General features: G+C 67.8%; 24 protein-coding genes. 9 read left to right on the top strand and 15 right to left on the bottom strand.

Translation table 11 applies throughout. The features are described 5' to 3' along the window. The first annotated feature begins 14 nt into the window (after positions 1 to 14). The 5 genes from RMCB_RS26605 to RMCB_RS26625 all read left to right on the top strand — a co-directional run bounded on the left by RMCB_RS26605 (position 15) and on the right by RMCB_RS26625 (position 5,531). On the top strand, positions 15 to 1,610 hold the full coding sequence (locus RMCB_RS26605; RefSeq protein WP_062831159.1) for a PucR family transcriptional regulator: 1,596 nt from the start codon (positions 15 to 17) through the stop codon (positions 1,608 to 1,610). A 63-nt stretch (positions 1,611 to 1,673) separates the two neighbouring features. Next, positions 1,674 to 2,876 (top strand): serine hydrolase domain-containing protein, encoded by a 1,203-nt coding sequence (locus tag RMCB_RS26610; protein WP_062831160.1) that lies wholly within the window; start codon positions 1,674 to 1,676, stop codon positions 2,874 to 2,876. A 44-nt stretch (positions 2,877 to 2,920) separates the two neighbouring features. Beyond that, complete coding sequence (locus RMCB_RS26615) at positions 2,921 to 3,307, top strand: DUF2237 family protein (protein ID WP_029372093.1); 387 nt, start codon at positions 2,921 to 2,923, stop codon at positions 3,305 to 3,307. Next, positions 3,304 to 4,803, top strand: coding sequence for a protein adenylyltransferase SelO (locus tag RMCB_RS26620; RefSeq protein ID WP_062831161.1), 1,500 nt, complete (start codon positions 3,304 to 3,306; stop codon positions 4,801 to 4,803). Before RMCB_RS26615 ends, RMCB_RS26620 begins: the two co-directional genes overlap by 4 nt. 23 nt (positions 4,804 to 4,826) lie before the next feature. Further along, entirely contained in the window at positions 4,827 to 5,531 is a 705-nt protein-coding gene (locus RMCB_RS26625) for a dienelactone hydrolase family protein (RefSeq protein WP_062831162.1), read from the top strand. 7 nt (positions 5,532 to 5,538) lie between these two features. Here RMCB_RS26625 and RMCB_RS26630 read toward each other — a convergent pair whose 3' ends face one another. Genes RMCB_RS26630 through rplS form a run of 4 tightly spaced genes read right to left on the bottom strand, consistent with a single transcriptional unit; the run spans position 5,539 to position 7,873 of the window. Continuing rightward, complete coding sequence (locus RMCB_RS26630) at positions 5,539 to 5,844, bottom strand: DUF2469 domain-containing protein (protein ID WP_018600763.1); 306 nt, start codon at positions 5,842 to 5,844, stop codon at positions 5,539 to 5,541. Between the two features lie 34 nt (positions 5,845 to 5,878). Continuing rightward, positions 5,879 to 6,598, bottom strand: coding sequence for a ribonuclease HII (locus tag RMCB_RS26635; protein WP_029372096.1), 720 nt, complete (start codon positions 6,596 to 6,598; stop codon positions 5,879 to 5,881). 23 nt (positions 6,599 to 6,621) lie between these two features. Continuing rightward, entirely contained in the window at positions 6,622 to 7,476 is an 855-nt protein-coding gene (lepB, locus tag RMCB_RS26640) for a signal peptidase I (RefSeq protein ID WP_029372098.1), read from the bottom strand. 55 nt (positions 7,477 to 7,531) lie between these two features. Next, positions 7,532 to 7,873, bottom strand: a complete 342-nt coding sequence (gene rplS, locus RMCB_RS26645; protein ID WP_029372100.1) for a 50S ribosomal protein L19 — start codon at positions 7,871 to 7,873, stop codon at positions 7,532 to 7,534. A 363-nt stretch (positions 7,874 to 8,236) separates the two neighbouring features. On the opposite strand from rplS, the gene RMCB_RS26650 reads away from it, so the two are divergent. After that, positions 8,237 to 9,166, top strand: coding sequence for a serine hydrolase (locus RMCB_RS26650; protein ID WP_029372102.1), 930 nt, complete (start codon positions 8,237 to 8,239; stop codon positions 9,164 to 9,166). A gap of 81 nt (positions 9,167 to 9,247) precedes the next feature. Here the strand turns inward: RMCB_RS26650 and trmD are convergent, their stop codons facing one another. The 5 genes from trmD to RMCB_RS26675 all read right to left on the bottom strand — a co-directional run bounded on the left by trmD (position 9,248) and on the right by RMCB_RS26675 (position 11,807). Next, positions 9,248 to 9,946, bottom strand: a complete 699-nt coding sequence (gene trmD / locus RMCB_RS26655) for a tRNA (guanosine(37)-N1)-methyltransferase TrmD (protein WP_062831163.1) — start codon at positions 9,944 to 9,946, stop codon at positions 9,248 to 9,250. A gap of 12 nt (positions 9,947 to 9,958) precedes the next feature. Then, complete coding sequence (rimM, locus tag RMCB_RS26660) at positions 9,959 to 10,480, bottom strand: ribosome maturation factor RimM (RefSeq protein WP_062831164.1); 522 nt, start codon at positions 10,478 to 10,480, stop codon at positions 9,959 to 9,961. A gap of 12 nt (positions 10,481 to 10,492) precedes the next feature. Next, positions 10,493 to 10,735 (bottom strand): RNA-binding protein, encoded by a 243-nt coding sequence (locus RMCB_RS26665; RefSeq protein WP_003881089.1) that lies wholly within the window; start codon positions 10,733 to 10,735, stop codon positions 10,493 to 10,495. A gap of 8 nt (positions 10,736 to 10,743) precedes the next feature. Further along, complete coding sequence (gene rpsP / locus RMCB_RS26670) at positions 10,744 to 11,196, bottom strand: 30S ribosomal protein S16 (RefSeq protein ID WP_029372107.1); 453 nt, start codon at positions 11,194 to 11,196, stop codon at positions 10,744 to 10,746. Positions 11,197 to 11,387: 191 nt separating this feature from the next. Then, complete coding sequence (locus RMCB_RS26675) at positions 11,388 to 11,807, bottom strand: nuclear transport factor 2 family protein (RefSeq protein ID WP_029372108.1); 420 nt, start codon at positions 11,805 to 11,807, stop codon at positions 11,388 to 11,390. Positions 11,808 to 11,839: 32 nt separating this feature from the next. Here RMCB_RS26675 and RMCB_RS26680 point away from each other — a divergent pair, with 32 nt between their 5' ends. Together RMCB_RS26680 and RMCB_RS26685 are read left to right on the top strand one after the other, a co-directional pair. Beyond that, the gene (locus RMCB_RS26680) at positions 11,840 to 12,724 is read left to right on the top strand and encodes a D-alanyl-D-alanine carboxypeptidase family protein (protein WP_062831165.1); all 885 of its coding nucleotides are present in this window, start codon (positions 11,840 to 11,842) and stop codon (positions 12,722 to 12,724) included. A gap of 76 nt (positions 12,725 to 12,800) precedes the next feature. Beyond that, positions 12,801 to 13,622 (top strand): D-alanyl-D-alanine carboxypeptidase, encoded by an 822-nt coding sequence (locus tag RMCB_RS26685; RefSeq protein ID WP_062831166.1) that lies wholly within the window; start codon positions 12,801 to 12,803, stop codon positions 13,620 to 13,622. Between the two features lie 4 nt (positions 13,623 to 13,626). Here RMCB_RS26685 and RMCB_RS26690 read toward each other — a convergent pair whose 3' ends face one another. Together RMCB_RS26690 and ffh are read right to left on the bottom strand one after the other, a co-directional pair. Beyond that, the gene (locus RMCB_RS26690) at positions 13,627 to 14,691 is read right to left on the bottom strand and encodes an amidohydrolase family protein (protein ID WP_062831167.1); all 1,065 of its coding nucleotides are present in this window, start codon (positions 14,689 to 14,691) and stop codon (positions 13,627 to 13,629) included. A gap of 5 nt (positions 14,692 to 14,696) precedes the next feature. Further along, positions 14,697 to 16,265: a signal recognition particle protein gene (gene ffh / locus RMCB_RS26695; protein WP_029372116.1), complete on the bottom strand. Its 1,569-nt coding sequence runs from the start codon at positions 16,263 to 16,265 to the stop codon at positions 14,697 to 14,699. A 330-nt stretch (positions 16,266 to 16,595) separates the two neighbouring features. Between ffh and RMCB_RS26705 the strand changes: the two genes are divergently transcribed. Next, positions 16,596 to 16,826 (top strand): hypothetical protein, encoded by a 231-nt coding sequence (locus RMCB_RS26705; protein WP_062831169.1) that lies wholly within the window; start codon positions 16,596 to 16,598, stop codon positions 16,824 to 16,826. Positions 16,827 to 16,889: 63 nt separating this feature from the next. Here the strand turns inward: RMCB_RS26705 and RMCB_RS26710 are convergent, their stop codons facing one another. The 4 genes from RMCB_RS26710 to ftsY form a co-directional block, all read right to left on the bottom strand. Beyond that, positions 16,890 to 19,391, bottom strand: coding sequence for a [protein-PII] uridylyltransferase (locus RMCB_RS26710; protein WP_062831170.1), 2,502 nt, complete (start codon positions 19,389 to 19,391; stop codon positions 16,890 to 16,892). Positions 19,392 to 19,482: 91 nt separating this feature from the next. Further along, positions 19,483 to 19,821, bottom strand: coding sequence for a P-II family nitrogen regulator (locus tag RMCB_RS26715; RefSeq protein ID WP_018600748.1), 339 nt, complete (start codon positions 19,819 to 19,821; stop codon positions 19,483 to 19,485). A gap of 6 nt (positions 19,822 to 19,827) precedes the next feature. Then, on the bottom strand, positions 19,828 to 21,165 hold the full coding sequence (locus tag RMCB_RS26720) for an ammonium transporter (RefSeq protein WP_109784440.1): 1,338 nt from the start codon (positions 21,163 to 21,165) through the stop codon (positions 19,828 to 19,830). Positions 21,166 to 21,358: 193 nt separating this feature from the next. Continuing rightward, a complete protein-coding gene (gene ftsY, locus RMCB_RS26725) occupies positions 21,359 to 22,807 on the bottom strand; it encodes a signal recognition particle-docking protein FtsY (protein WP_062831171.1) in 1,449 nt (482 codons plus the stop codon). Between the last annotated feature and the right edge of the window lie 58 nt (positions 22,808 to 22,865).

Raw genomic sequence — 22,865 nt, forward strand, 5'->3', positions numbered from 1 at the left:
ATTACAATCTGTAAATGATCCCGACCGTTCGCGACGTCGTCGACCTGCCCGTCGTTCGCGCGGGCCTCCCGGAGGTCGTCAGCGCCGAGAACCTCGACCGCCCGGTGCGCTGGGTGCACGCCAGCGACATGCCCGATCTGTCCGGCCTGCTGCAGGGCGGCGAACTGGTCCTCACCACCGGGTCCGCACTGCGCGACGCCCCACACGATTACCTCGACAGCATGCGGCGCGCCGGGGCCGTCGGCGTGGTGGTCGAACTGGGCACCCGCATCGACGCCCTGCCCGAGGGCACCGCCGGCATCGCCGCGGCACTCGGCATGCCGCTTGTGGTGCTGCACCGCGAAACGAAATTCGTCGAGGTCACCGAGGCGGTGCACCGGCTCATCGTGGCCGACCAGTACGAGGAACTGGCGTTCGCCCACCGCACCCATCAGACCTTCACCGACCTCAGCATGAAGCGCGCCTCACTGGCCGACATCGTGCGAGCGGCTGCCGACATGGTCGACGAATCGGTGGTGCTGGAGGACCTGTCCCACCAGGTGCTGGCGGTATCCCCGCGCCACGAAGCGGCCACCGCGGTGCTCGACAACTGGCAACGCCGGTCGCGCGCGATGACCGAAGATTGGGCCACGACCACCGTCGGGCCGCGGGCCGAGGAGTGGGGACGGCTGATCATCCCGCACCCACCGGCGGCGCCGGCCCAGGCCAAGATGGTGCTCGAGCGCGCCGCGCAGGCGCTGGCCCTGCACCGGATGGCCGAACGCGGCCGCTCAGGGCTCGAGCACCAGGCCCAGAGCGGGTTGATCGACGACGTCCTCGGCGGTCGCATCGCCGAGGACCGCGACGCCGACGCCCGCGCCATCGCACTGGGACTGCGGGCGGGCGGGCCGTATCTGCCGGTCACCGTCCGGGTGGCTGCTCCGACCGACCGCCTCGATCCCGTCGCCGTGCAGCGCCGCAACCTGCGCATCCTCGACGCCGTGACCCACAGCGTGAAGTCCCAGGGCCACACCGCGATCTGTTCGGTCCGCCGGGACGGCGAGATCGGCCTGGTGCTGGCCGTGGCGACCCGACGCGGCAGCACCCCCGATGCCGCCCTCACCCGGCTGGCCGAGGGCCTGCGCGAGACCATCGGCCGCGGCGGGGACACCGACAAGGTCGTCGTCGCCGTGGGCGGCAGCGTCAACGGGTTCGCCGACGCCGTGCATGGGTTGCGTGAATCCGCACACGTCGCCGAGGTGGCGCTGTCGATGTCGAGAATGCAGCGACCGTTCGTGCGGGCCTCCGACGTCCGGCTGCGCGGGCTGCTCGCCTTGTTGCAGGACGATCCGCGAGTGCAAACCTTCGCCGAGACGGAACTCAAGAACCTGCTCATCCGTGATGCCGATCACGGCGAGAACGACCTTGCCGTGTTGCGGGGCTTCCTCGAACTGGCAGGCAACAAATCCGCGTTGGCCAAGCGCCTGCACATGAGCCGACCGGCCCTGTACAGCCGCTTGGCCGCCATCCAAAGGCGACTCGACATGGACCTCGAGGACGGCGAGTCGATGACGTCGCTGCACGTGGCACTGTTAATCCTCGATGCCCAGCGCAGCGCCGAAGCCCGCTGAGTTAGTGTCGTTCGTGGATATTGCTGGGCAACACCGGCACGGCATTGGGAGGCTGGAACACACATGCTGCTCGGCAACGAATCCGCTACTGAATCTGGCAACGTACCGGCAGAGTTGACGCTGCAGAACTGGCAGTCCGCCGAGCAGTTGCACTGGACCTTCCAGCACATCGCCGACTTCTTGCCGACGGCGTCGATCAGCCGGGGCTCCGGGCCTGTGGCCGACCTGCCCGCCGCGCCCGCTGACCTGTCGTCGATCCCGATGTACGACAGCACCAACGCCACCCAGACCACCGTCGGCGACGTGATGACCTCCACGGCCACCGACGGCTGGATCGTCACCCAGCGCGGGAAGGTGCTCGAGGAGCACTACTACAGCGGCATGACGCCCGAGTCCAGCCACATCCTGATGTCGGTCAGCAAGACCTTGGTCGGCATCGTGGCCGGCGCACTGACGGCCGAAGGCGCCCTCGACGTCGACGCCCCGCTCACCAAATACGTTCCCGCGCTGGAACAGTCGGGCTACGCCGGGGCCACCGTGCGCAATCTGCTCGACATGCGTTCGGGCATCGCCTTTTCCGAGGCCTATCTGGACCCGATGGCCGAGGTGCGGCTGCTGGAGCAGGCCATCGGCTGGGCTCCCCGCACCGTGCCCGACCTGCCTTCGACCATGTACGACTTCCTGCTGACCCTGCGGCAGAAGTCGGCCCACGGCGGCCCGTTCGAATACCGCTCGTGCGAAACCGATGTGCTGGGCTGGATCTGCGAGGCGGCTGGCGGGGCCAGGATGCCCGACCTCATGTCACAGCTGCTGTGGAGCAAGCTCGGCGCACAGCAGGACGCCACCATCGGCGTCGACTCCGTCGGAACCGGGATGTTCGACGGCGGCATCAATGCCTGCCTGCGGGATCTGGTGCGGTTCGGGTCGCTGTTCGTCAACGGCGGCACGTCGCTGACCGGCGAGCGGGTGGTACCGCTGTCGTGGATCGCCGACACCTTCGCCGGCGGTATCGACTCCCGGTCGGCATTCGCCGCCAGCCCGGACGACAACCGCATGCCCGGGGGCATGTACCGCAACCAGTGCTGGTTCCCCGGGCCGGGCAACACCGTGCTGCTCTGCCTGGGCATCCACGGCCAGATGATCTACGTGAACCGGGCGGCCAACATCGTCGCCGCCAAGCTCTCGAGCTGGCCATATCCCCAGGACGCAACCAAGCTGTTCCCCACCATCGCCGCGTTCAACGAGATCGCCGCGCAGCTTTCCTGAGCCCGCCACCATCGGAAATCGCGCCGACCGGCAATACTGGAGTGATGGCTGATCGCAACGTGCTGGGCGGTCCCTTGGACGAATGCGGTACCGATCCGCTGACCGGCTTCTACCGCGACGGCTGCTGCTCGACCGGTGACGGCGACCTCGGCAGGCACACCATCTGTGCGGTGGTGACCACCGAGTTCCTGGAGCATCAGAAGGTGATCGGCAACGACCTGTCGACGCCCGCACCACATTTCCGATTCCCCGGACTGAGGCCTGGGGATCGCTGGTGCGTCACGGCCACCAATTGGCTGCGCGCCCATCAGGACGGCTGCGCGGCTCCCGTCGTCCTGGCCGCCACCCACGAAAGCACCCTCGAGCTGGTGCCTCTCGACATCCTGCAGCGCTACGCCGTCGACGTCCCCGACGATCTGGGCAGCCTGTGACGGGCGTGAAACCGGCTGTCCTGCTCGACAACCGGTTCGCCAGGGAACTTCCCGAACTGGCCCTCGAGTGGCGGGCCGAAACCGCACCGTCCCCTCGGCTGCTGGTGCTCAACGACGCGCTGGCCCGCGAACTCGGCCTGGACCCCGCGTGGCTGCGCACGCCGGACGGTGTCGGCCTGCTGCTGGGCACCACGCTCCCCGACGCCGCGAAACCGGTGGCCCAGGCCTATGCCGGGCACCAGTTCGGCGGTTATGTGCCGCGGCTCGGGGACGGCCGCGCATTGCTGCTCGGCGAACTGGTCGACACCGGCGGACAGCTGCGCGACCTGCACCTCAAAGGCTCAGGACGCACTCCGTTCGCGCGCGGGGGCGACGGCCTGGCCGTCGTCGGGCCGATGCTGCGCGAGTACATCATCAGCGAAGCTATGCACGCCATGGGAATCCCGACCACGCGGGCGTTGGCCGTGACGGCGACCGGTCGCGGGGTGTTGCGTGAAACCCGTCAGCCAGGAGCGGTGCTGGCCCGCGTGGCAGCCAGCCACCTGCGGGTGGGCAGCTTTCAGTACGCCGCCGCCTACGATCGGGCCACCGCCGGCACGGACCCCCTGGGTCGGCTCGCCGACCACGGCCTGCTGCGGCGTCTGGCCGACCACGCCATCGACCGTCATCACCCCGACGCCGCCGCGGCCGACAACCCGTACCTGGCCTTGTTCGCGTCGGTCGTCACCGTCCAGGCCGAGCTGGTGGCCCGGTGGATGCTCGTCGGCTTCATCCACGGCGTGATGAACACCGACAACATGACCATCTCGGGCGAAACCATCGACTACGGACCGTGCGCGTTCATGGACACCTACGACCCGGCGACCGTGTTCAGTTCCATCGATCACGGCGGGCGCTACGCCTACGGCAACCAGCCCGCGGTGGCCGAATGGAACCTGGCCCGGTTCGCCGAAACCCTGCTGCCGTTGATCGCCGAGGACAGCGAACGGGCGGTCGCCTTGGCCACCGATGCGCTCGCCGGGTTCCGCACGCAATTCCAGGACGCGTGGTTGACCGGTATGCGCACCAAAATCGGCCTGCCCGAAGGTGTTTCGCATGAACAGGCCACTGGCCTGATCGAGGATCTGCTCAAGTTGCTGCTGGCCGGCCGCGTCGACTACACGTCGTTCTTCCGCGCCTTGGCGCAGGCCGGGCGCGGTGACGCCGGGCCGGTGCACAACCTGTTCGCCGAGCCCGCAGCCGTCGAGGACTGGTTGACGCGCTGGCGTGCCCTCGCCCCTGCGCCGGACGTGATGGACCGCGTCAATCCCGTCTACATCCCCCGCAACCACCTGGTCGAGGAGGCCTTGGCCGCGGCGAGCACCGGCGAGCTGGCACCACTCGACGACCTTCTTGAGGCGGTGACGGCACCGTATGACGTGCGACCCGGACGGCAGCGCTACGCCCAGCCCGCGCCGCCCGACTTCGGCGCCTACCGCACGTTCTGCGGGACCTGAACCGCGCGATTAGGTTGGCAAGGGTGACAACGATCAGTCTCGACACCCCCGACGGCCCCATCGACGCGCTGCTGGACAGGCCGGAAGGTGCGGGGCCATGGCCCGGTGTCGTGGTGGTTCACGACGCCATCGGCTACGCCCCCGACAACGAACTGGTGTCCGAGCGGATCGCCGGAGCCGGCTATCTGGCTCTCACGCCGAACCTCTACGCCCGCGGCGGCCGGGCCCGGTGTGTCACGCGGGTGATGCGTGAGCTGTTGACCCAACGCGGTCGCGCACTCGATGACATCTTGGCTGCCCGAGACCATCTGAAGTCCCTGCCGGAGTGCACCGGCACCGTCGGCATCGCCGGCTTCTGCATGGGCGGGCAATTCGCACTTGTCATGGGCCCCAAGGGGTTCGCCGCATCGGCACCGTTCTACGGCACTCCCCTGCCGCGACGGCTCGACGAGACCCTCGACGCGTCATGCCCGATCGTCGCCAGCTTCGGGCGCCGCGACCCGCTGGGCGTCGGTGCTCCGGCGCGGCTGCGCAAGATCGTCGACGCGAAGAACATCACGTCCGACATCAAGGTCTACCCCGACGCCGGTCACAGCTTCGCCAACCTGCTGCCCGCCCAACCGCTGCTGCGGATCACCGGGTTCGGCTACAACGAGGCCGCCACCGCCGACGCCTGGACCCGGGTCTTCGCGTTCTTCGGCAAGCACCTGCACGTCGCGGCGCAGTGAGGGCCGGTTACTCCGGCAGCCGCAGCTCGGGTTTCTCGACCTCTTCGATGTTCACGTCCTTGAAGGTGATGACCCGCACCTGCTTGACGAACCGCGCAGGCCGGTACATGTCCCACACCCACGCGTCAGCCAACCGCAACTCGAAGTAGACCTCACCGTCGGCGTTGCGCGGCACCAGTTCGACGCTGTTGGCGAGGTAGAACCGCCGTTCGGTCTCCACGACGTAGCTGAACTGCCCGACGATGTCCTTGTATTCGCGGTACAGCGAGAGCTCCATCTCGGTTTCGTACTTCTCGAGATCTTCGGCACTCATAAACTCTGCTGTCCTTCGTCTAGGTTGCGTTCCATCATTCCCCACCTGAGCCCATCACGTCGCACCGATGCCGCAACTGCACGGGCGGCACCATTCCGACAGTCTCCGCGGCCCGCCGCACGTTCACATACGAGTAGCGGTGTTGCGCACACGGCCCCAGTCTCGCCATCGCCGCGGTGTGTGCAGGCGTGCTGTAACCCTTGTGCTCGGCGAACCCGTAGCCCGGGTGCTCGCGTTCCATCTCCACCATCAGCCGGTCACGGCTGACCTTGGCCAGCACGCTGGCCGCGGCTATACATGCTGCAGCGGCATCACCACCGATCACCGGAAGGGACGGCACGGCAAGACCGGGTACCCGGAATCCGTCGGACAACACGTAACCAGGCCGCACCGACAAACCGGCCACCGCGCGTCGCATGCCCTCGATGTTGGCGACGTGTACGCCGCGACGGTCCACCTCGGCTGACGGGATCAACACCACGTGATAGGCCAGCGCGTAGCGGCGGATCAGCGGGAACAGCCGTTCGCGGTCCTTCTCGCCGAGCTTCTTGGAGTCGTCGAGGTCAGCCAGGCTCTCCAACCGGTTCGGGCCGAGCACGCATGCCGCCACGACCAGCGGCCCCGCGCACGCCCCCCGGCCCACCTCATCGACACCCGCGACGGGCCCGAGCCCGTTGCGGTACAGCGCGGATTCAAGGGTCCGTAGGCCCGAGGCCTTCCGGATCACCGTTCGAGGCGGCCACGACATCTTCACCTCTTGAGGCACTGGGGCCTGCGCTATGAACCGGTCTGCGGATTCACGCTGCTGACGCCGCCCCAGCGGCCCGGCGGCCAGGCGATGAATCGCGCCTTACCGATCACATTGTCCACCGGTACGGTGCCGGCCATCGGGTCCCCGGTGCAATGCACACCGCGCTGCACGTCGGCGGGCACATTGGTGCAGTGGATCCGCGAATCAGCCGAATGGGTGCGGTTGTCACCCATCACCCAGAGCCGGCCCTGCGGCACGGTGACGGGGCCGAACTCATTGCCGAGGCACGGGTAGATCTGTGGGTCGGCATTCATCGTGGCGGGGTCCAGGTAGGGCTCGTTGAGGCGTTTGCCGTCGACGGTCAAACCGGTGTCGGCGCGGCACTCGACCGTCTGACCGCCGACCGCGATCACGCGTTTGACCAGGTCATTTTCGTCGGGCGGAACAAAGCCGATGAACGACAGCGCGTTCTGCACCCACCGCACCGCGGTGTTGTCGGAGCGGATCGACTTGTAGCCGATGTTCCACGACGGCGGGCCCTTGAACACCACCACGTCACCCGGGCTCGGCTTGGTGAACCGGTAGGTCACCTTGTCGACCATGATCCGGTCCCCGACGCAGCCGCTGCAGCCGTGCAGCGTGGGCTCCATCGACTCCGACGGGATCAGATAGGGACGCGCGACGAACGTGAGCATCACGTAGTACAGAACGATCGCGATGGTCACCAGAATGGCGCCCTCACGCAGCGACGAACGCTTGCGTTTGGGCGCCTCTTCGGTGGCGTCTTCAGAGGCGGCGCCGGAATCCGGCTTGGACGTCTCGGAATCGGTGTTGACGATGTCTTCCGATGACGAGTCGGCAGAGTCGGCGGGTCCGGTCACGGCGTCCACAGTAGCGGCGTGTGCCGTCCGGACCGCGCCGGGCAGGACAACGCGCTCAGCGCTTTTCCTTGATCTTCGCCTTCTTGCCGCGCAGCTCGCGCAGGTAGTACAGCTTGGCGCGACGCACGTCACCGCGGGTCACGACATCGATGTGATCGATGTTGGGCGAATGCACCGGGAAGGTTCGCTCGACGCCGACGCCGTAGCTCTCCTTACGCACGGTGAAGGTCTCGCGGATGCCGCCGCCCTGGCGACGGATCACGACACCCTTGAAGACCTGGATGCGCTCCTTGGAGCCCTCGATGACCTTCACGTGCACGTTGACGGTGTCGCCGGGGCTGAAGGTCGGGATGTCGTCGCGCAGCGACGCCTGATCGACGAAGTCCAGCGTGTTCATCGGTGACACTTCCTTGTTGTTAGCGGCTCCGGGCCGATGCGCGGACGCGCAGCCGAAGCTAGTTTTCGGGTGTATCGGGGCGTATCTGACAGCGGCCGGGTAGCGATACCCAGCCCTGGGCTGCAGCAGACAACTGCTCAATTGTGCCAGACGAGCCCCGGTCCAGTGAAATCCGGGCAGATCCGGTGGTTCGGCCGTGCTTGCACGCTGCCCGCAACGCGGGAAACGCGGACCCCGACAAGCTACGCGATTTTTCCTGCAACCGGTTAGTCTGAACGTCCGAAATACGGTTGCTGACGACTGGGGCGCACGTGTCGATCGCTTCCGATATCCGGATTCCAGCTACCGGGTCTAAGGAGAGGCATGCGAGGGCGGCCGTCCAGGCTGATGACCGTGACAGCAGCAGGCGTGATCGGGATGATCACCGTAGCCGGCTGCGAAGCCAGGGTGTACGGAACACCGCCGCCGGTCCCCAATGCCCCGCAGTACACGGTGGTCGTGCCTCAGGGCACCGCGGCGCCGCTGCCTGACGCACCTCCCGACGAGCCGGCAGCAACGTTCGACGGCTTGCAGAGCCGGGCCAGCCTGGCGACCTCGACCGCGTCGAAGGCCGGGGCCGACATCACGGTGCTGGTCCTGGATCGCAGCACCGGCCAGCTGGTCTCCAACGGGAACTCGACGCCGATCCCGATCGCATCGGTGGCCAAGCTGTTCATCGCCGACGATCTGCTGCTGCAGGAGGCCAAGGGCCAGGCCACGATCACGGCCGACGACCGTCAGGCCCTCGACATCATGTTGCGGTCCTCCGATGACGGGGCCGCCGAGAATTTTTGGAACCGCAACGGCGGCAGCGCCATCATCACGCGGGTGACGGCACGCTACGGCCTGAAGTCCACCTCGACGCCGTATGACGGGCACTGGTGGAACACCATGAGCACGGCCGACGATCTGGCCCGCTACTACGACCTGCTCATGAACGGCGGCGGCGGGCTGCCCCAGGAGCAGGCCAACACCATCCTGGCCAACCTCGCCCAGTCCACCACGAACGGAATCGACGGCTACCCACAACGTTTCGGCATCCCCGACGGGCTGTACGCCGAGCCGGTGGCGGTCAAGCAGGGCTGGATGTGCTGCTGGAACGGCGGCAATTGGATGCACCTGTCCACCGGGGTGATCGGCGCCGACCGTCGCTTCATCATGGTCATCGGCTCGATGCAGCCCACCGACGACGCCACCGCCCGTAAGACCATCACCGACGCGGTCAAGACGATGTTCCCGGGCGGGCGGATCTGACGCACCTCCATGGCGCGAGCAGTCCCCCGCAAGCGGGAGGTCCTCCTGCGGGGGGTGCCGGAAAACTGCCGTGTCGCGTACCTAACTGTCTGGTCGCGAGGCGTTGTCCAGGAGATCCGGGCGGCGTTCCCGGGTGCGCTGCAACGCCTGGTCCCGGCGCCAGGCGGCCACCTTGGCATGATCGCCCGACAGCAGCACCGGGGGCACGTCCAAATCCCGCCAGCTCGGCGGCCGGGTGTAGCTGGGCCCTTCGAGCAGCCCATCTGAGTGCGAATCCTGTTGGTGCGACGCGGGATTGCCGAGCACCTCGGGCAGCAGGCGAACCACGGCCTCGATCATCACCAGCGCTGCCGACTCACCACCGGTGAGCACGTAGTCGCCGATCGACACCTCTTCCACCCGCATGCGCCGGGCCGCGTCGTCGGCCACCCGCTGGTCGATGCCCTCGTAGCGGCCGCACGCGAACACCAGGTGCTTTTCGCCGCTCCACCGCTCGGCCGTCGCCTGGTTGAACAGCCGACCCGCCGGGGTCGGGACCACCAAAAGCGTTTCGCCAGTGCATATTTCGTCGAGCGCCTGCCCCCACACCGGGGCTTTCATGACCATGCCGGGGCCCCCGCCGTACGGGGAATCGTCGACCGACCGGTGCACGTCGTGCGTCCACGCCCGCAGATCGTGCACGGCCAGCGTCACGATGCCGGCATCGATGGCCTTGCCGGGCAACGATTGCCGGATCGGATCCAGGTATGCCGGAAAGATGGTGACGACGTCAATGCGCACGGCGTCGCTCCGTCAGCTCAAGTCGAGAAGGCCGTCGGGCGGGTCGATGACGATCGTCGCGTCCTCCCGGGAGACCGAGGTGACGATGGCGCTGACGAACGGCACCAGCACCTCTCGCCCGTCGGCGTCGGCCTTCACCGCGAGCAACTCCCCTGCCGCGGTGTGCAGCACCTCTGCGACCTTGCCGACGGGCGTGCCGTCGGCGCACACCATCCGCAGCCCTTCGAGCTCATGGTCGTAGAACTCGTCGGGGTCGTCGATGGCGGGCAGCTCGGCGGCGTCGACCACGAAGAGGGTGCCGCGCAGTTCATCTGCGGCGTTGCGGTCGGCCACGCCGGTCAGCCGAACGAGCAGCCGGCCACCGTGTTCGCGCACCGATTCGACCGTAAAGGGACGTTCGGCACCGCCCTTGGCCCGGCCTCGCAGTGTCACACCCGGGCTGAAGCGGGCGTCCGGGTCGTCAGTACGCACCTCGACGACGACCTCGCCGGTGATTCCGTGCGCTTTGACGACCCGTCCGACAACCAGATCCATATGGAGCCGACGCTACTGGTCGGTGTCCACCACGTCGACGCGGATCCCGCGCCCACCGATACCGGCGACCAGGGTGCGCAGCGCGGTGGCGGTACGGCCGCCGCGGCCGATGACCTTACCCAGGTCGTCGGGGTGGACGTGCACCTCGACGGTGCGTCCACGCCGGCTGGTGACCATGTCGACCCGCACGTCGTCAGGGTTGTCCACGATGCCGCGGACCAGGTGCTCGACGGCGTCGACCACGACAGAACTCACTTCGGCGCTCAGCTCTCGCTGGGGGCGTCAGCGGCAGCCTCGTCGGCCGGAGCCTCGGCGGCCTCGTCCTTCTTGGACTTCTTCTTCTTCAGCGTGACGGCCTGGGCGGTGGTACCGCTCTCGGCCTCGGCGAGTGCGGCGTTGAAGAGGTCCAGCTTGGAGGGCTTGGGCTCCTTGACCTTCAGCGTGCCCTCGGCACCCGGCAGGCCCTTGAACTTCTGCCAGTCACCGGTGACCTTCAGCAGGGCCAGCACCGGCTCGGTGGGCTGGGCGCCGACACCCAGCCAGTACTGTGCGCGCTCCGAATCGATCTCGATCAGGCTCGGCTCTTCCTTGGGGTGGTAGCGGCCGATGATCTCGATGGCGCGGCCGTCGCGGCGGGTGCGCGCGTCGGCGACGGCGATGCGGTACTGGGGATTGCGGATCTTGCCAAGCCGGGTCAGCTTGATCTTGACAGCCACGAACAAACTCCTAAACAGTTGCCACGCTGCAATTCGGCGATCGGGGCGGGTTGCCCGGATCCGGTTTTGCCGTACGTGTGTGACCGCGGCGCAGCGCATCGAACGAGTCGCACGGCGGACAGCCGACCATTGTGCCAGAGGCCGTCCGGCCTGCCCAAATCCAGCCGGGGCCGGTTACCGGAGGCGACGACTCAAACGACTTTGTCGAAGCACTTGGTCTCCACCCGCCGGCTCATCCGCCAGCCGTCGGTGGTGCGGACGAATTCGTCTTCGTACCACAGGCCGCAGAACAGGACCTGCTGTGCTTCACCGGGCAGCACCATGGGGTTGAAGCAGATGGTGCGCGATGACGCCGTGTCACCGGTGATGCGCACGTCGAAGTTGCCGAGCATGTGGGCGTACGCCGGAAAGTTCGGCAACACCTCCGCCAGCCACCGCTTGACCTCCGGGAAGTGGCCGTCGATGCCGCCCATGGCCCGATAGTCGATGTAGGCGTCGGGCGTGAAGACCTGGTCGAGGTCATCGAACTGCCGACGGTCGATCGCCGACGAATAATCGATCAACAGTTGCTGAATCTCCAGTCGATCCGAAATCTCAGCCAGGCTCAACATGCCTCGATTCAACACGATTAGGCTGACCGGCCATGGGGAGGTTCGTCACCGCGCTTGCGGTCCTGTTCGTGGCTCTGAGCACGGGTGCGGTCGGTACGCCCGCCGCACGAGCCGATATGGCAGCAGTGCAGCAGATCGGCTCGGCGCCGATCCCCGACGGACCCGCCGAAGGCTGGGTAGTTGCCGACCTCGACACCGGGCAGGTGCTGGCGGCACGCAATGAGAACACCCGCTATGCGCCGGCAAGCACCATCAAGACCCTGCTCGCCCAGGTGGTGCTCGACGAGCTGCCGTTGGACAGCACCATCGTCGCCGACGAAGCGGATTCGAAGGCCGAGTGCACATGCGTCGGCGTCACCCCCGGTCAGACCTACACCGCACGCCAGCTGCTGGAGGCGGCGCTGCTGGACTCGGGCAACGATGCGGCGAACACCCTGGCCCACATGCTCGGCGGCCAGGGTGCCGCGGTGGCCAAGATGAACGCCAAGGCCGCCCAGCTCGGCGCGCACGACACCAACGTGGTGACGCCGTCGGGCCTGGATGCCCCGGGCATGCCGTTCTGGTCGACGCCGCACGATATGGCGGTGATCTTCCGCGCCGCGATGGCCAACCCCGTGTTCGCGCAGATCACCGCGATGCCGTCGACGGTGTTCCCGACCAGGTCCGGTGATCGGGTGCTGCAGAACCAGGACGAGTTGCTGCAGCGGTATCCCGGCGCCATCGGCGGCAAGACCGGATTCACCGACATCGCGCGGAAGACATTCGTCGCGGCGGCCCAGCGCGACGGCCGTCGTCTGGTGATCTCGATGATGCACGGGCTGGTCAAAGAGGGCGGTCCGACGTACTGGGATCAGGCCGCGGCGCTGCTGGATTGGGGATTCCTGCAGGACCGCTCGGCGAGCATCGGCACGCTGTAAGCGCTGTTCGCGTCGATATCCGACAGAGACCTGAACGCGCGCTGAACGAGTCCTGCAAACCGTAGCGTCGGCGCTCGTGCGCACACTGTTCGCGGCGGCCGCGCTCGCCCTCGGCACGGCGCTGACGGTGCCGGTCGCCGCTGCCGATCCCTCCGTGGAACCGGCTGGCGCACAAGCATTCGCAAACGGCCCTGCCAAGGCGTGGCTGGTCGCCGACCTCGACACGGGCCGGGTCCTGGCGGCCAAGGACCCCAACGGCTCGTACGCTCCGGCCAGCACCATCAAACCGCTGCTGGCCATGGTCGTCCTGGACAATCTGCGGCCGGACAACTTCGCGCGGGCCAACGACTCGCACACCAAGGTCGAGTGCTCGTGCGTCGGGCTCAAACCCGGCCAGGCGTACACCACCCAGCAACTGCTGGAGGGCCTGCTGATGGTGTCGGGCAACGATGCCGCCCACATGCTGGCCGATATGCTCGGCGGGCAGCGCGCCGCGGTGGCCGCGATGAACCGTAAGGCAGCAGCCCTGGGTGCCCGCAACACCCGCGCAGGCTCACCGTCGGGCCTCGACGGGCCCGGCTGGGAATCCCTGACCACCCCGCACGATCTGGCGGTGATCTACCGGGCCGCGCTGACCTATCCGCTGATCGCCCAGATCATGCGGCAGACGACGGCCCAGTTCCCGGGCCGGACGCTGACCAACCAGAACGAGTTGCTCACCCGCTATCCCGGCGACCTCGCAGGCAAGACCGGCTATACCGACCTGGCCCGCAAGACCTACGTCGGTGCCGCGCAACGCGGCAACCACCGGCTGATCGTCGTGCAGATGTACGGCACCGGCGACCTGTACGGCCAGGCGACCCAACTGCTGGACTGGGGTTTCAGCCAATACGGCTGATCGCTCAGTAGACGCGGCCGCGCAGGATCACCAGATCGGGGTGGTCGACGCCACCGCTGCGCGGATCCTCGGCGTAACAGACGAGGTCTGCCGGAGCTCCGTCGGCCAACCCGGGCCGGCCCAGCCACGCACGGGCATCCCAGCAGCCCGCGCCCAGAGCATCCGTCGGGCTCAGCCCCACGGTTTTGAGTGCCTCGATCTCGTCGCCGATCCGACCGTGCGCGATCATGCCGCCCGCGTCGGTACCGGCGAAGATGGGGATGCCCGCCTCGTGGGCGGCGCCGACGCGGGCCCGGCACGACGCGTAGAGCTCGCGCATGTGGGCCGCATAGACCGGATACTTGGCCGCGGCGTCGGCGATGCCGGGAAAGTTCTCGATGTTGATCAGGGTCGGCACCAACGCTGTGCCGTTGGCCAGCATCAACTCGATGATGTCGTCGGTGATCCCGGTGCCGTGCTCGATGCAGTCGATGCCTGCATTGATCAGCCCGGGCAACGCGTCCTCCCCGAACACGTGCGCCGTGACCCGTGCCCCGTTTGCGTGAGCGGCGTCGATGGCAGCCTTGAGGATCTCATCGGACCACAGCGGGGCCAGGTCGCCGACGCTGCGGTCGATCCAGTCGCCGACGAGTTTGACCCAGCCGTCGCCCCACCGCGCCTGCTCGGCCACCGCCTCCGGCAACTGCGATTCGTCCTCGATGTCGATCGGCAGCCCCGGCGAATACCGCTTGGGCCGCGCTAGGTGTCGACCGGCCCGGATGATCCTCGGCAGGTCCTCGCGGTCGTCCATGCTGCGGGTGTCCACCGGCGACCCGGCGTCGCGCAGCAGCAGGGCCCCGACCCCGCGTTCGGTCTCCGCCTGGGTGACCGCCTCGTCGAAATCGACCGGCCCGTGCGGCCCGAGGCCGACGTGGCAATGCGCGTCGACCAGGCCGGGCAGGATCCAGCCGCCGTCGAACACCGTCTCGGCCCCGGCGATCGGATCGGCATGCAGCACACCGCGATCGATCCACCACTGCACGGCTTCGCCGTCAGGCAGTCCCCGACCGCGAACGTGCAAGACCGTCACGGCGGCTACTTCTGGCCCGGGAACTTCAGCTTCGACAGATCGAAATCGGCCAGACCGGGCGGCAATTCGTCCAGCCCCTTGGGCATGTTGGACAGGTCGGGGAACCCGGCGGGCAAACCCGGCCCGGCCAGCGGGTTGCGCACCTTCGGCGGCGTCGGACCCTTGCCCGATTTGCGGCCCTTGCCGGCCTGCTTGTTCTTGCCCTTGGCGGCCTTGCGGGTCGCGCTCTTGCGGGCGAACGGCATGCCCATCTGGCCTGCCATCGACGACATCATCTTGCGGGCCTCGAAGAACCGGTCGACCAGCTGGTTGACCTCCGAAACGGTGACACCCGAACCGTTGGCGATGCGCAGCCGCCGTGAGGCGTTGATGATCTTCGGATCGCTGCGCTCGGCCGGGGTCATGCCGCGGATGATGGCCTGAACCCGGTCCAATTGCTTGTCGTCGACGGCGGCCAGCGCGTCCTTCATCTGGCCGGCACCCGGCAGCATGCCGAGCAGGTTGCCGATGGGGCCCATCTTGCGGATCGCGAGCATCTGCTCGAGGAAGTCCTCCAGCGTCAGCTCGCCCGAGCCGATCTTGGCAGCGGCCTCCTCGGCCTTCTGCTGATCGAAGACCTGTTCGGCCTGTTCGATCAGCGTGAGCACGTCACCCATGCCGAGGATGCGCGACGCCATCCGGTCGGGGTGGAAGACGTCGAAGTCCTCGAGCTTCTCGCCGGCCGATGCGAAGAGGATCGGCACGCCGGTGACCTCACGCACCGACAGCGCGGCGCCACCGCGGGCGTCGCCGTCGAGCTTGGTCAGCACGACACCGGTGAAACCGACCCCCTCGCGGAACGCGTCGGCCGTGGCGACAGCGTCCTGGCCGATCATGGCGTCGAGCACGAACAGGACTTCGTCGGGGTTGACGGCCTGGCGGATCGCGGCGGCCTGGCCCATCAGTTCCTCGTCGATACCGAGGCGACCGGCGGTGTCGACGATGACCACGTCGAAGTGCTTGGCCTTGGCCTCGGCCAGACCGGCAGCGGCGACTGCCACCGGGTCACCGTGGCCTGCGTTCTCCAGACCTTCCACCGACGTGCCCGGGTGCGGCGCGAACACGGCAACCCCGGCGCGCTCGCCGACGATCTGGAGCTGATGCACGGCGCCCGGCCGCTGCAGGTCACAGGCCACCAGCAGCGGCGTGTGGCCTTGCCCCTTGAGCCATTTCGCCAGCTTGCCGGCGAGGGTCGTCTTACCGGCACCCTGCAGACCGGCCAGCATGATCACCGTGGGCGGCGTCTTGGCGAACGCCAGCTGCCGGGTCTCCCCGCCGAGGATGCCGATCAGTTCCTCGTTGACGATCTTGACGACCTGCTGTGCCGGGTTCAGCGCAGCCGACACCTCGGCACCCTTGGCCCGGTCCTTGATGCGTGCGACGAAGGCGCGCACCACCGGCAGCGAGACGTCGGCCTCCAGCAGGGCCAACCGGATTTCCCGGCTGGTGGCATCGATATCGGCATCGGTCAACCGCCCCTTGCCGCGCAGCCCCTGCAGGGCACCGGTCAACCGGTCAGACAAGCTCTCAAACACGTCGTAAGCCTAACGGTCGGAGATCGGTGACGTAGTTGCGCGCCATGAGCCGGCCGCGACGACGTCGAGTACCCAGCGACGGGCGGACACCCCACGCCACCACATAGCCCACCGCGATCAAGACCTGGACCGCCGCGAAGACCCACACCAGCACACCGGTGTCGGAGGGCCTGAAGACGAACAGGCTCGCCGCCATCCCCCGAATTCGGTCATGCGCCCAATCATGGCCCATCCACCGGCGCGCCCCGGTGAACGGTTACGTGCCCTGGATCGTGAACAGAACGGGTCGACCCTCTGATCATCACTTCACACATTCAGGAGGTAGCGGCCATGAACACAACCAGTGGGATCACGCGGCTGCGGAAATCTGCCGGGTTGACCGTGTTGGCGCTGATGCTGGCCGGTGCGGGATTGGGGCTCGGTGCGGGGATCGCGCAGGCCCAGCCCACCCATCCACGGCCACATCCCGTCCTTGTTCGCCATGACCTCGACCGTTTTGTCGACCGTCATTTGCCGAACAGTCCGCTTGACCGGTTCCTCGACCGGCTCTTCCACGACTAACGGGGCGAACCGAGGGGTGGCCTGCGGCTTAGGGCTGGGCGAGCCTGAGCCGCAGGTGACGGGTCAACTGGCCTGCTCGGTGGGCTCGGCCGGCTTGGCCGGTTTGGCCGGGGGCGGCGCAGGCAGGATCGCGTACAGATCGCGTTCCAGCTCCTCGCGCAGTGCACCCCGGCCGGTGCCGGTGGAGTCGTCGTCCGGAACGGTGATGCCGAAAGCGTCGAGCACCGAGGATCCCAGCGTCGTCACCTTCGCCCACGCGATGTCGACACCGTCGCGCTCGAACACCGCAGTCAGTCGGGACAGCAGCCCGGCCCGGTCCGCGCTGCGGATCTGTACCACCAACTCCTGCGGGGCACCGCCGTCTGACCACAGGATGCGAGGTGGCGCCGGAACGTGATTGGCTGGCACCGCCGCCAGGATCTCGCCGGCCCGGGTGGTCGGATACTGAGCGGCCTCGCGCTCGCGCTCCAGCAGCGTGCCGAGCACGTCGAGCTCGCCGTCGAGGGCGAGGATGAACTGCTGCCGCAGGAGCCCGGCCTCCGGCGGCGAGCCGAACAGCGGTGACACCACGAACGTGTTGATCGCCGAGCCCTCGTGGCTGTTCACCGAAGCCGAGTGCACCCGTAGGGAATTCAGCGCGAGCACCCCGGCAGCCTTCGACAGCAGACCGCGCCGGTCGGGGGCGATCATCGTGACGTTGTAGATGTGCTGCCCGTCGCCCGCTGCCAGTTCGACGTGCACGCCGCCATCGGCGGCCAGCGCAACGAACCTCGGCTCGATCGGATCCGGTTGCGGCAGTGGCTCACCGACCATTACCAGCCGGCAGCGACGTACCAGATCGCCGATCAGTGAGGCCTTCCAATCGCCCCAGACTCCGGGGCCGGTGGCCAGCGAATCCGCCTCGGCCAGCGCGGCCAGCAGCTCCAACAGCACCAGGTCACCGCCGAGTGTCTCCGCGACGGCGTCAATTGTCTTGGGGTCCTGAAGATCTCGGCGAGTGGCGGTGTGCGGCAGCAGCAGGTGATGGCGCACCAGCTTGGACAGCACGTCGATATCGGATGGCCACAGGCCCAACCGCGTGCCGATCTGCGTGGCCAGTTCGGCGCCGATCACGCTGTGGTCCCCGCCGCGCCCCTTGCCGATGTCGTGGCACAACGCCCCGAGCAACAGCAGGTCGGGACGCGACACTCTGGTGGTGAAAGCGCTTGCCCGCGAAACGGTTTCGACGAGGTGCCGGTCGACGGTCCAGATGTGCACCACATCGCGGGGCGGCAGGTCGCGCACGGCGCCCCACTCGGGAAAGAGCCTGCCCCACAAACCGGTTCGGTCCAGCGCCTCGATGGTGGCCACCGCGGCGGGCCCCGACGCCAGGAGAACCAGCAGATCCTTGAGAGCCTGCCGGGGCCAGGGCGTGCGAAGTTCGGGCGCTCGCTCCCCCAGCCGCCCCAGAGTCGACACCGCCATCGGCAGCCCCGTGGTGGCCGAGGCCGCGGCGACGCGCAGGATCAGGCCGGGGTCACGTTCGGGCCGGGCGTCGCGGGCCAGGATCACCTCGCCGGCGTATTCGATGACGCCCTCGTCGAGCGGTCGGCGCACCGGCCGCCGCAACGCGGCAAAACCGCGGCGCGGTAATGCGTTGGCAGCAGTGCGAATACCCGCGTCCACGTAGTAGCTGACTGTGCGCGCCGCGTCGGAAAGCACCCGGGCCAGATCGAATCGGTCCCCGATGCGCAGCGCCGCAGCGATCTCGTCGGCATGCTGAGCCAGCAGCAGCTCCCGGCCACGACCGGACACCCTGTGCAATTCCGTGCGCACATTGAGCAGCGCCAGGTGGGCATCGCCCAGCGTTCCAATCGGCGACGCCAGCGCCCGGCTGGGGTACACATCGGCCAGCTGCGCGATGGCCAGGGCGTTGAGTAGCTGGACGTCGCGCAGCCCGCCGCGGCCGGACTTGAGATCAGGCTCGGCGCGGTGGGCGATCTGGCCGCTGCGCTCCCAACGCGCCTGGGCGTGCGCGACGAGTTCGTCGAACCGCGATGCGATGCCGATGCGCCATTGCCTGCGCGCGCCGCCGACCAGCAGCGAGGACAGATCCGCGTCACCGGCGATGTGGCGGACCTCCAGCATCGCCAGGCCCACCGAGATGTCGTCATTGGCGACGCGCAACGCCTCGGGCACCGTGCGCACGCTGTGGTCGAGACGAATGTTAGCGTCCCACAACGGATACCACAGCTTCTCGGCGACCTCGCCGACAACTTCGGTCGGCATGTTGTTGTGCAGCAGCATCAGATCAAGATCCGAGTACGGCAACATCTCGCCGCGCCCGAGCCCGCCGGAGGCCACGATGGCGAATCCGCTGTCGGGGGTGATACCGATCTCGGTTGCCTTTGTGACGAGCCAGAATTCGTGCAGATCGAGCAGGGCGTCACGCAATGCCGGCGCGTCGAGTTGATGCGCACCCGACAGCAGTTGCGCGGTGGCCACCGACAGATCGGTGGCCGGCCGCAACAAATCCGGTTCCTCGCGCGAGCGCCCGTAGGCGGACTCTGGTTGCTGCTCCGACATTTTCGACTCCCTCCCCCGGCCAATTACCTACCAGCGCTCAGACGGTGCCTGGCCGGGAGAGTCGGTCGATTACGCCCTCGACCGCCCGCGGCTACAGGGCGTCGGCGCCTCGTTCCCCGGTACGCACGCGGACAACGGTGTCCACAGGGCTGACCCACACTTTGCCGTCGCCGATCTTGCCCGTGCGGGCGGCCTGCACGATGACGTCGACGACCTTGTCCACCGCGGAGTCCTCGACGACCACCTCGACGCGCACCTTGGGCACGAAGTCGACCGAGTATTCAGCGCCCCGGTAGACCTCGGTGTGCCCCTTCTGCCTGCCGTACCCCTGGACCTCGCTGACCGTCATCCCGAGGATTCCCGTCTGCTCCAGACCGGTCTTGACGTCTTCCAGAGTGAACGGTTTGACGATCGCAGTGATCAGCTTCATATTTCCTTATTCCTCCCCGCCGCGACGACCAAGAACAGATCCGGTTCCGACAGCGACGAAGTCGTACGCGCTTTCCGCATGTTCGGCCTCGTCAATGCCGGACGCCTCCTCTTCTTTGTCCAGGCGCAGGCCCACGGTGTATTTGACAATCAACGCCAAGATAGCGGTACCCACCGCCGAATAGAGTAGAACCGCACCGGCCCCGACCGCCTGTCGCCACAGCTGGTCGAACCCGCCGCCGTAAAACAGGCCGGCAACTCCGGCGGGTGCTTCCTTGGTGGCCACCAGGCCGACCAGAAGCGTGCCGACGATGCCACCCACCAGGTGCACACCCACGACGTCGAGTGAATCGTCGAAACCGAACTTGAATTTCAGCCCAACCGCCAGCGCGCACAGCACGCCCGCGGCCACGCCGATGACGAGTGCACCCACGACGTTCACCGAGGAGCACGACGGCGTGATGGCGACCAACCCGGCCACGATGCCCGAGGCCGCACCCAGCGAGGTCGCGTGACCGTCCCGGATGCGTTCGGTGAGCAGCCACGCCAGCATGGCCGCCGCAGTCGCCACCGTGGTGGTGATGAAGGTCGCGCCCGCAGCCCCGTTGGCGGACACCGCGGACCCGGCGTTGAACCCGTACCAGCCGAACCACAGCAGGCCGGCGCCGAGCATCACGAACGGCAGGTTGTGCGGACGCATCGGGGTAACCGGCCAGCCGAGCCGCTTGCCCAGGATGATGGCCAGGACCAGGCCTGCGGTTCCGGCGTTGATGTGCACCGCGGTGCCACCGGCGAAGTCAATTGCCTTGAGCTGGTTGGCTATCCAGCCGCCGTGGTGAACGATGGCGTCGGTCTTGGGATCCTTGACATCGAAATCGAAGACCCAGTGCGCGACCGGGAAATACACGACCGTCGCCCAGAGTGCGGCGAACAGCAGCCAGCCGCCGAACTTGAGCCGGTCGGCGACCGCGCCGGAGATCAGCGCGACGGTGATGATCGCGAACATCAACTGGAAGCCGACGAACACGGTGGCGGGAATGGTGCCGGCGAGCGCTATGGGCGCGTCGGCCGATCCGTTCGTGCCGATGAGCCCCTTGAGGCCGAAGAATTGGGCCGGGCTGCCGATCACCCCGGCGGTGTTGTTGCCGAAGGCAACTGAGTAGCCGTACAGCACCCACAGCACGGTCACCACGCCCATGGCGCTCACGCTCATCATGATCATGTTGAGCACACCTTTGGCGCGCACCATGCCGCCGTAGAAGAAGGCCAGGCCCGGCGTCATCAACAGCACAAGCGCCGCACTGGCCAGCATCCACGCCGTGTCACCGGTATCCGGTGCGCCCATCAACGGGAATTGCTCCACTCGCAGTTTCCTCCTTCACCACGCCACGGCCGCAAGGATTTACGAACCGTTGACCTGGTTCAAGACAATGCTGAGTGGATGTTTCGGCGACGACGCCGTCGTGTTTCGCTCGCGTGAACGGATACCCGGGTCGCGTTTCGCCGGTGTTACACCGTGCGCTTTTGCCGCCGAGGGCTCAGCCGAGGAGGGCGTCGACGAACGCGCCGGGCTCGAACGGGGCCAGATCGTCGGGCCCTTCGCCGAGACCGACGAGCTTGACGGGTACGCCGAGTTCCTGCTGTACGCGGAACACGATGCCGCCCTTGGCCGTGCCGTCGAGTTTGGTCAGGACCACACCGGTGATGTCGACCACTTCGGCGAACACCTTGGCCTGCGGCAGGCTGTTCTGCCCGATGGTGGCGTCCAGGACGAGCAGCACCTCGTCGACGGCAGCGCGCTTCTCGACCACCCGCTTGACCTTGCCGAGCTCGTCCATCAGACCGGTCTTGGTGTGCAGCCGGCCTGCGGTGTCGACGACCACGACATCGGCACCGGTGGAGATGCCCTCGTCGACCGCGTCAAATGCGACCGATGCGGGATCGGCCCCCTCCGCACCGCGCACCACGTCGGCGCCCACGCGCGCCGCCCAGGTCTGGAGTTGGTCCGCGGCCGCCGCCCGGAAGGTGTCGGCCGCGCCCAGCACCACGCGACGGCCGTCGGCCACCAGGACCCGCGCCAGCTTCCCCACGGTGGTGGTCTTGCCGGTGCCGTTGACACCGACCACGAGCAACACCGACGGCTTGTCGGCGTGCGGCAGGGCCCGAATCGAGCGGTCCAGCTCGGGCCGCAGTTCGGAGATGAGGACGTCGCGCAGCACCGCACGCGCCTGGGCCTCGGTCCGCACACCCTTACTGGCCATCTGCGAACGCAGCGCGGCGACAACGGACTCGGTGACGACCGGTCCGAGGTCGGCGATCAGCAGCGTGTCCTCTACCTCCTCCCAGGAGTCCTCGTCGAGGTCACCGCCGCCCAAAAGGCCCAGCATGCTGCGGCCGAGCGCGTTCTGCGACTTCGACAGCCGGCCACGCAGCCGGTCCAGGCGACCTTCGGTCGGTGCGATCTCCTCCAGCGCAGGTGCGGCGGGGGCAGGGGCTTCCGGCTCGACAGGTGCGGCGGGCGCCTCCGGTTCCGCGGGAGCAGGCGCCTCTTCCACGGCCGGTTCGGCCTCGGCCGCCGGGGTCTCTTCGACAGGACGTTCCAGTGGCGGCGCGGCTTCCTCGACGGGAGGTGCTGCCTCCTCGACGGGAGGTTCGGGCAACCGCACGTCGGCGATGGGACGCTTCGGCGCGTCGCGCGGGATCGTCGCATCGTCGCCGACCGCGGGCAGCCCGCTGGTGTCGATGCGCTCCACCTTCGGAGGCGCTGCCTTGGGAGGAGCCGGCGGGGCTGTGGTCGATTGACTGAACGTGATGCCCGAGGATGCCGTGTACCCGCCTGAGCGATCGATGGGCTTCGCGGCGGTGTCCGGGCCCGACAGGCTGATCCGCCGCCGTCGGTAGCGAACCAGTCCGACTACGAGCGCAGTAACCAGCAGAACAGCAATGACCGCTATCGCGATCCACAGACCTTCCGACACGGCAGCCATTGTCTCAGGGGTGCCGCCGGCCGACGATCTGCCCCGCAGCAGCGGCGGTTATCCGCCC

This window comes from Mycolicibacterium brisbanense (genome assembly GCF_001570425.1).
GTDB lineage: Bacteria > Actinomycetota > Actinomycetes > Mycobacteriales > Mycobacteriaceae > Mycobacterium > Mycobacterium brisbanense.

What these genes read in the sequence shown, in the direction of transcription:
- RMCB_RS26605 (WP_062831159.1), top strand. Translation starts at nt 15, where the DNA reads ATGATCCCGACCGTTCGCGACGTCGTCGACCTGCCCGTCGTTCGCGCG.
- RMCB_RS26610 (WP_062831160.1), top strand. Translation starts at nt 1,674, where the DNA reads ATGCTGCTCGGCAACGAATCCGCTACTGAATCTGGCAACGTACCGGCA.
- RMCB_RS26615 (WP_029372093.1), top strand. Translation starts at nt 2,921, where the DNA reads ATGGCTGATCGCAACGTGCTGGGCGGTCCCTTGGACGAATGCGGTACC.
- RMCB_RS26630 (WP_018600763.1), bottom strand. Translation starts at nt 5,844, where the DNA reads ATGAGTGCCGAAGATCTCGAGAAGTACGAAACCGAGATGGAGCTCTCG.
- rplS (WP_029372100.1), bottom strand. Translation starts at nt 7,873, where the DNA reads ATGAACACGCTGGACTTCGTCGATCAGGCGTCGCTGCGCGACGACATC.
- RMCB_RS26650 (WP_029372102.1), top strand. Translation starts at nt 8,237, where the DNA reads ATGCGAGGGCGGCCGTCCAGGCTGATGACCGTGACAGCAGCAGGCGTG.
- rimM (WP_062831164.1), bottom strand. Translation starts at nt 10,480, where the DNA reads ATGGATCTGGTTGTCGGACGGGTCGTCAAAGCGCACGGAATCACCGGC.
- RMCB_RS26675 (WP_029372108.1), bottom strand. Translation starts at nt 11,807, where the DNA reads ATGTTGAGCCTGGCTGAGATTTCGGATCGACTGGAGATTCAGCAACTG.
- RMCB_RS26680 (WP_062831165.1), top strand. Translation starts at nt 11,840, where the DNA reads ATGGGGAGGTTCGTCACCGCGCTTGCGGTCCTGTTCGTGGCTCTGAGC.
- RMCB_RS26705 (WP_062831169.1), top strand. Translation starts at nt 16,596, where the DNA reads ATGAACACAACCAGTGGGATCACGCGGCTGCGGAAATCTGCCGGGTTG.
- RMCB_RS26710 (WP_062831170.1), bottom strand. Translation starts at nt 19,391, where the DNA reads ATGTCGGAGCAGCAACCAGAGTCCGCCTACGGGCGCTCGCGCGAGGAA.
- RMCB_RS26715 (WP_018600748.1), bottom strand. Translation starts at nt 19,821, where the DNA reads ATGAAGCTGATCACTGCGATCGTCAAACCGTTCACTCTGGAAGACGTC.
- RMCB_RS26720 (WP_109784440.1), bottom strand. Translation starts at nt 21,165, where the DNA reads ATGGGCGCACCGGATACCGGTGACACGGCGTGGATGCTGGCCAGTGCG.
- ftsY (WP_062831171.1), bottom strand. Translation starts at nt 22,807, where the DNA reads ATGGCTGCCGTGTCGGAAGGTCTGTGGATCGCGATAGCGGTCATTGCT.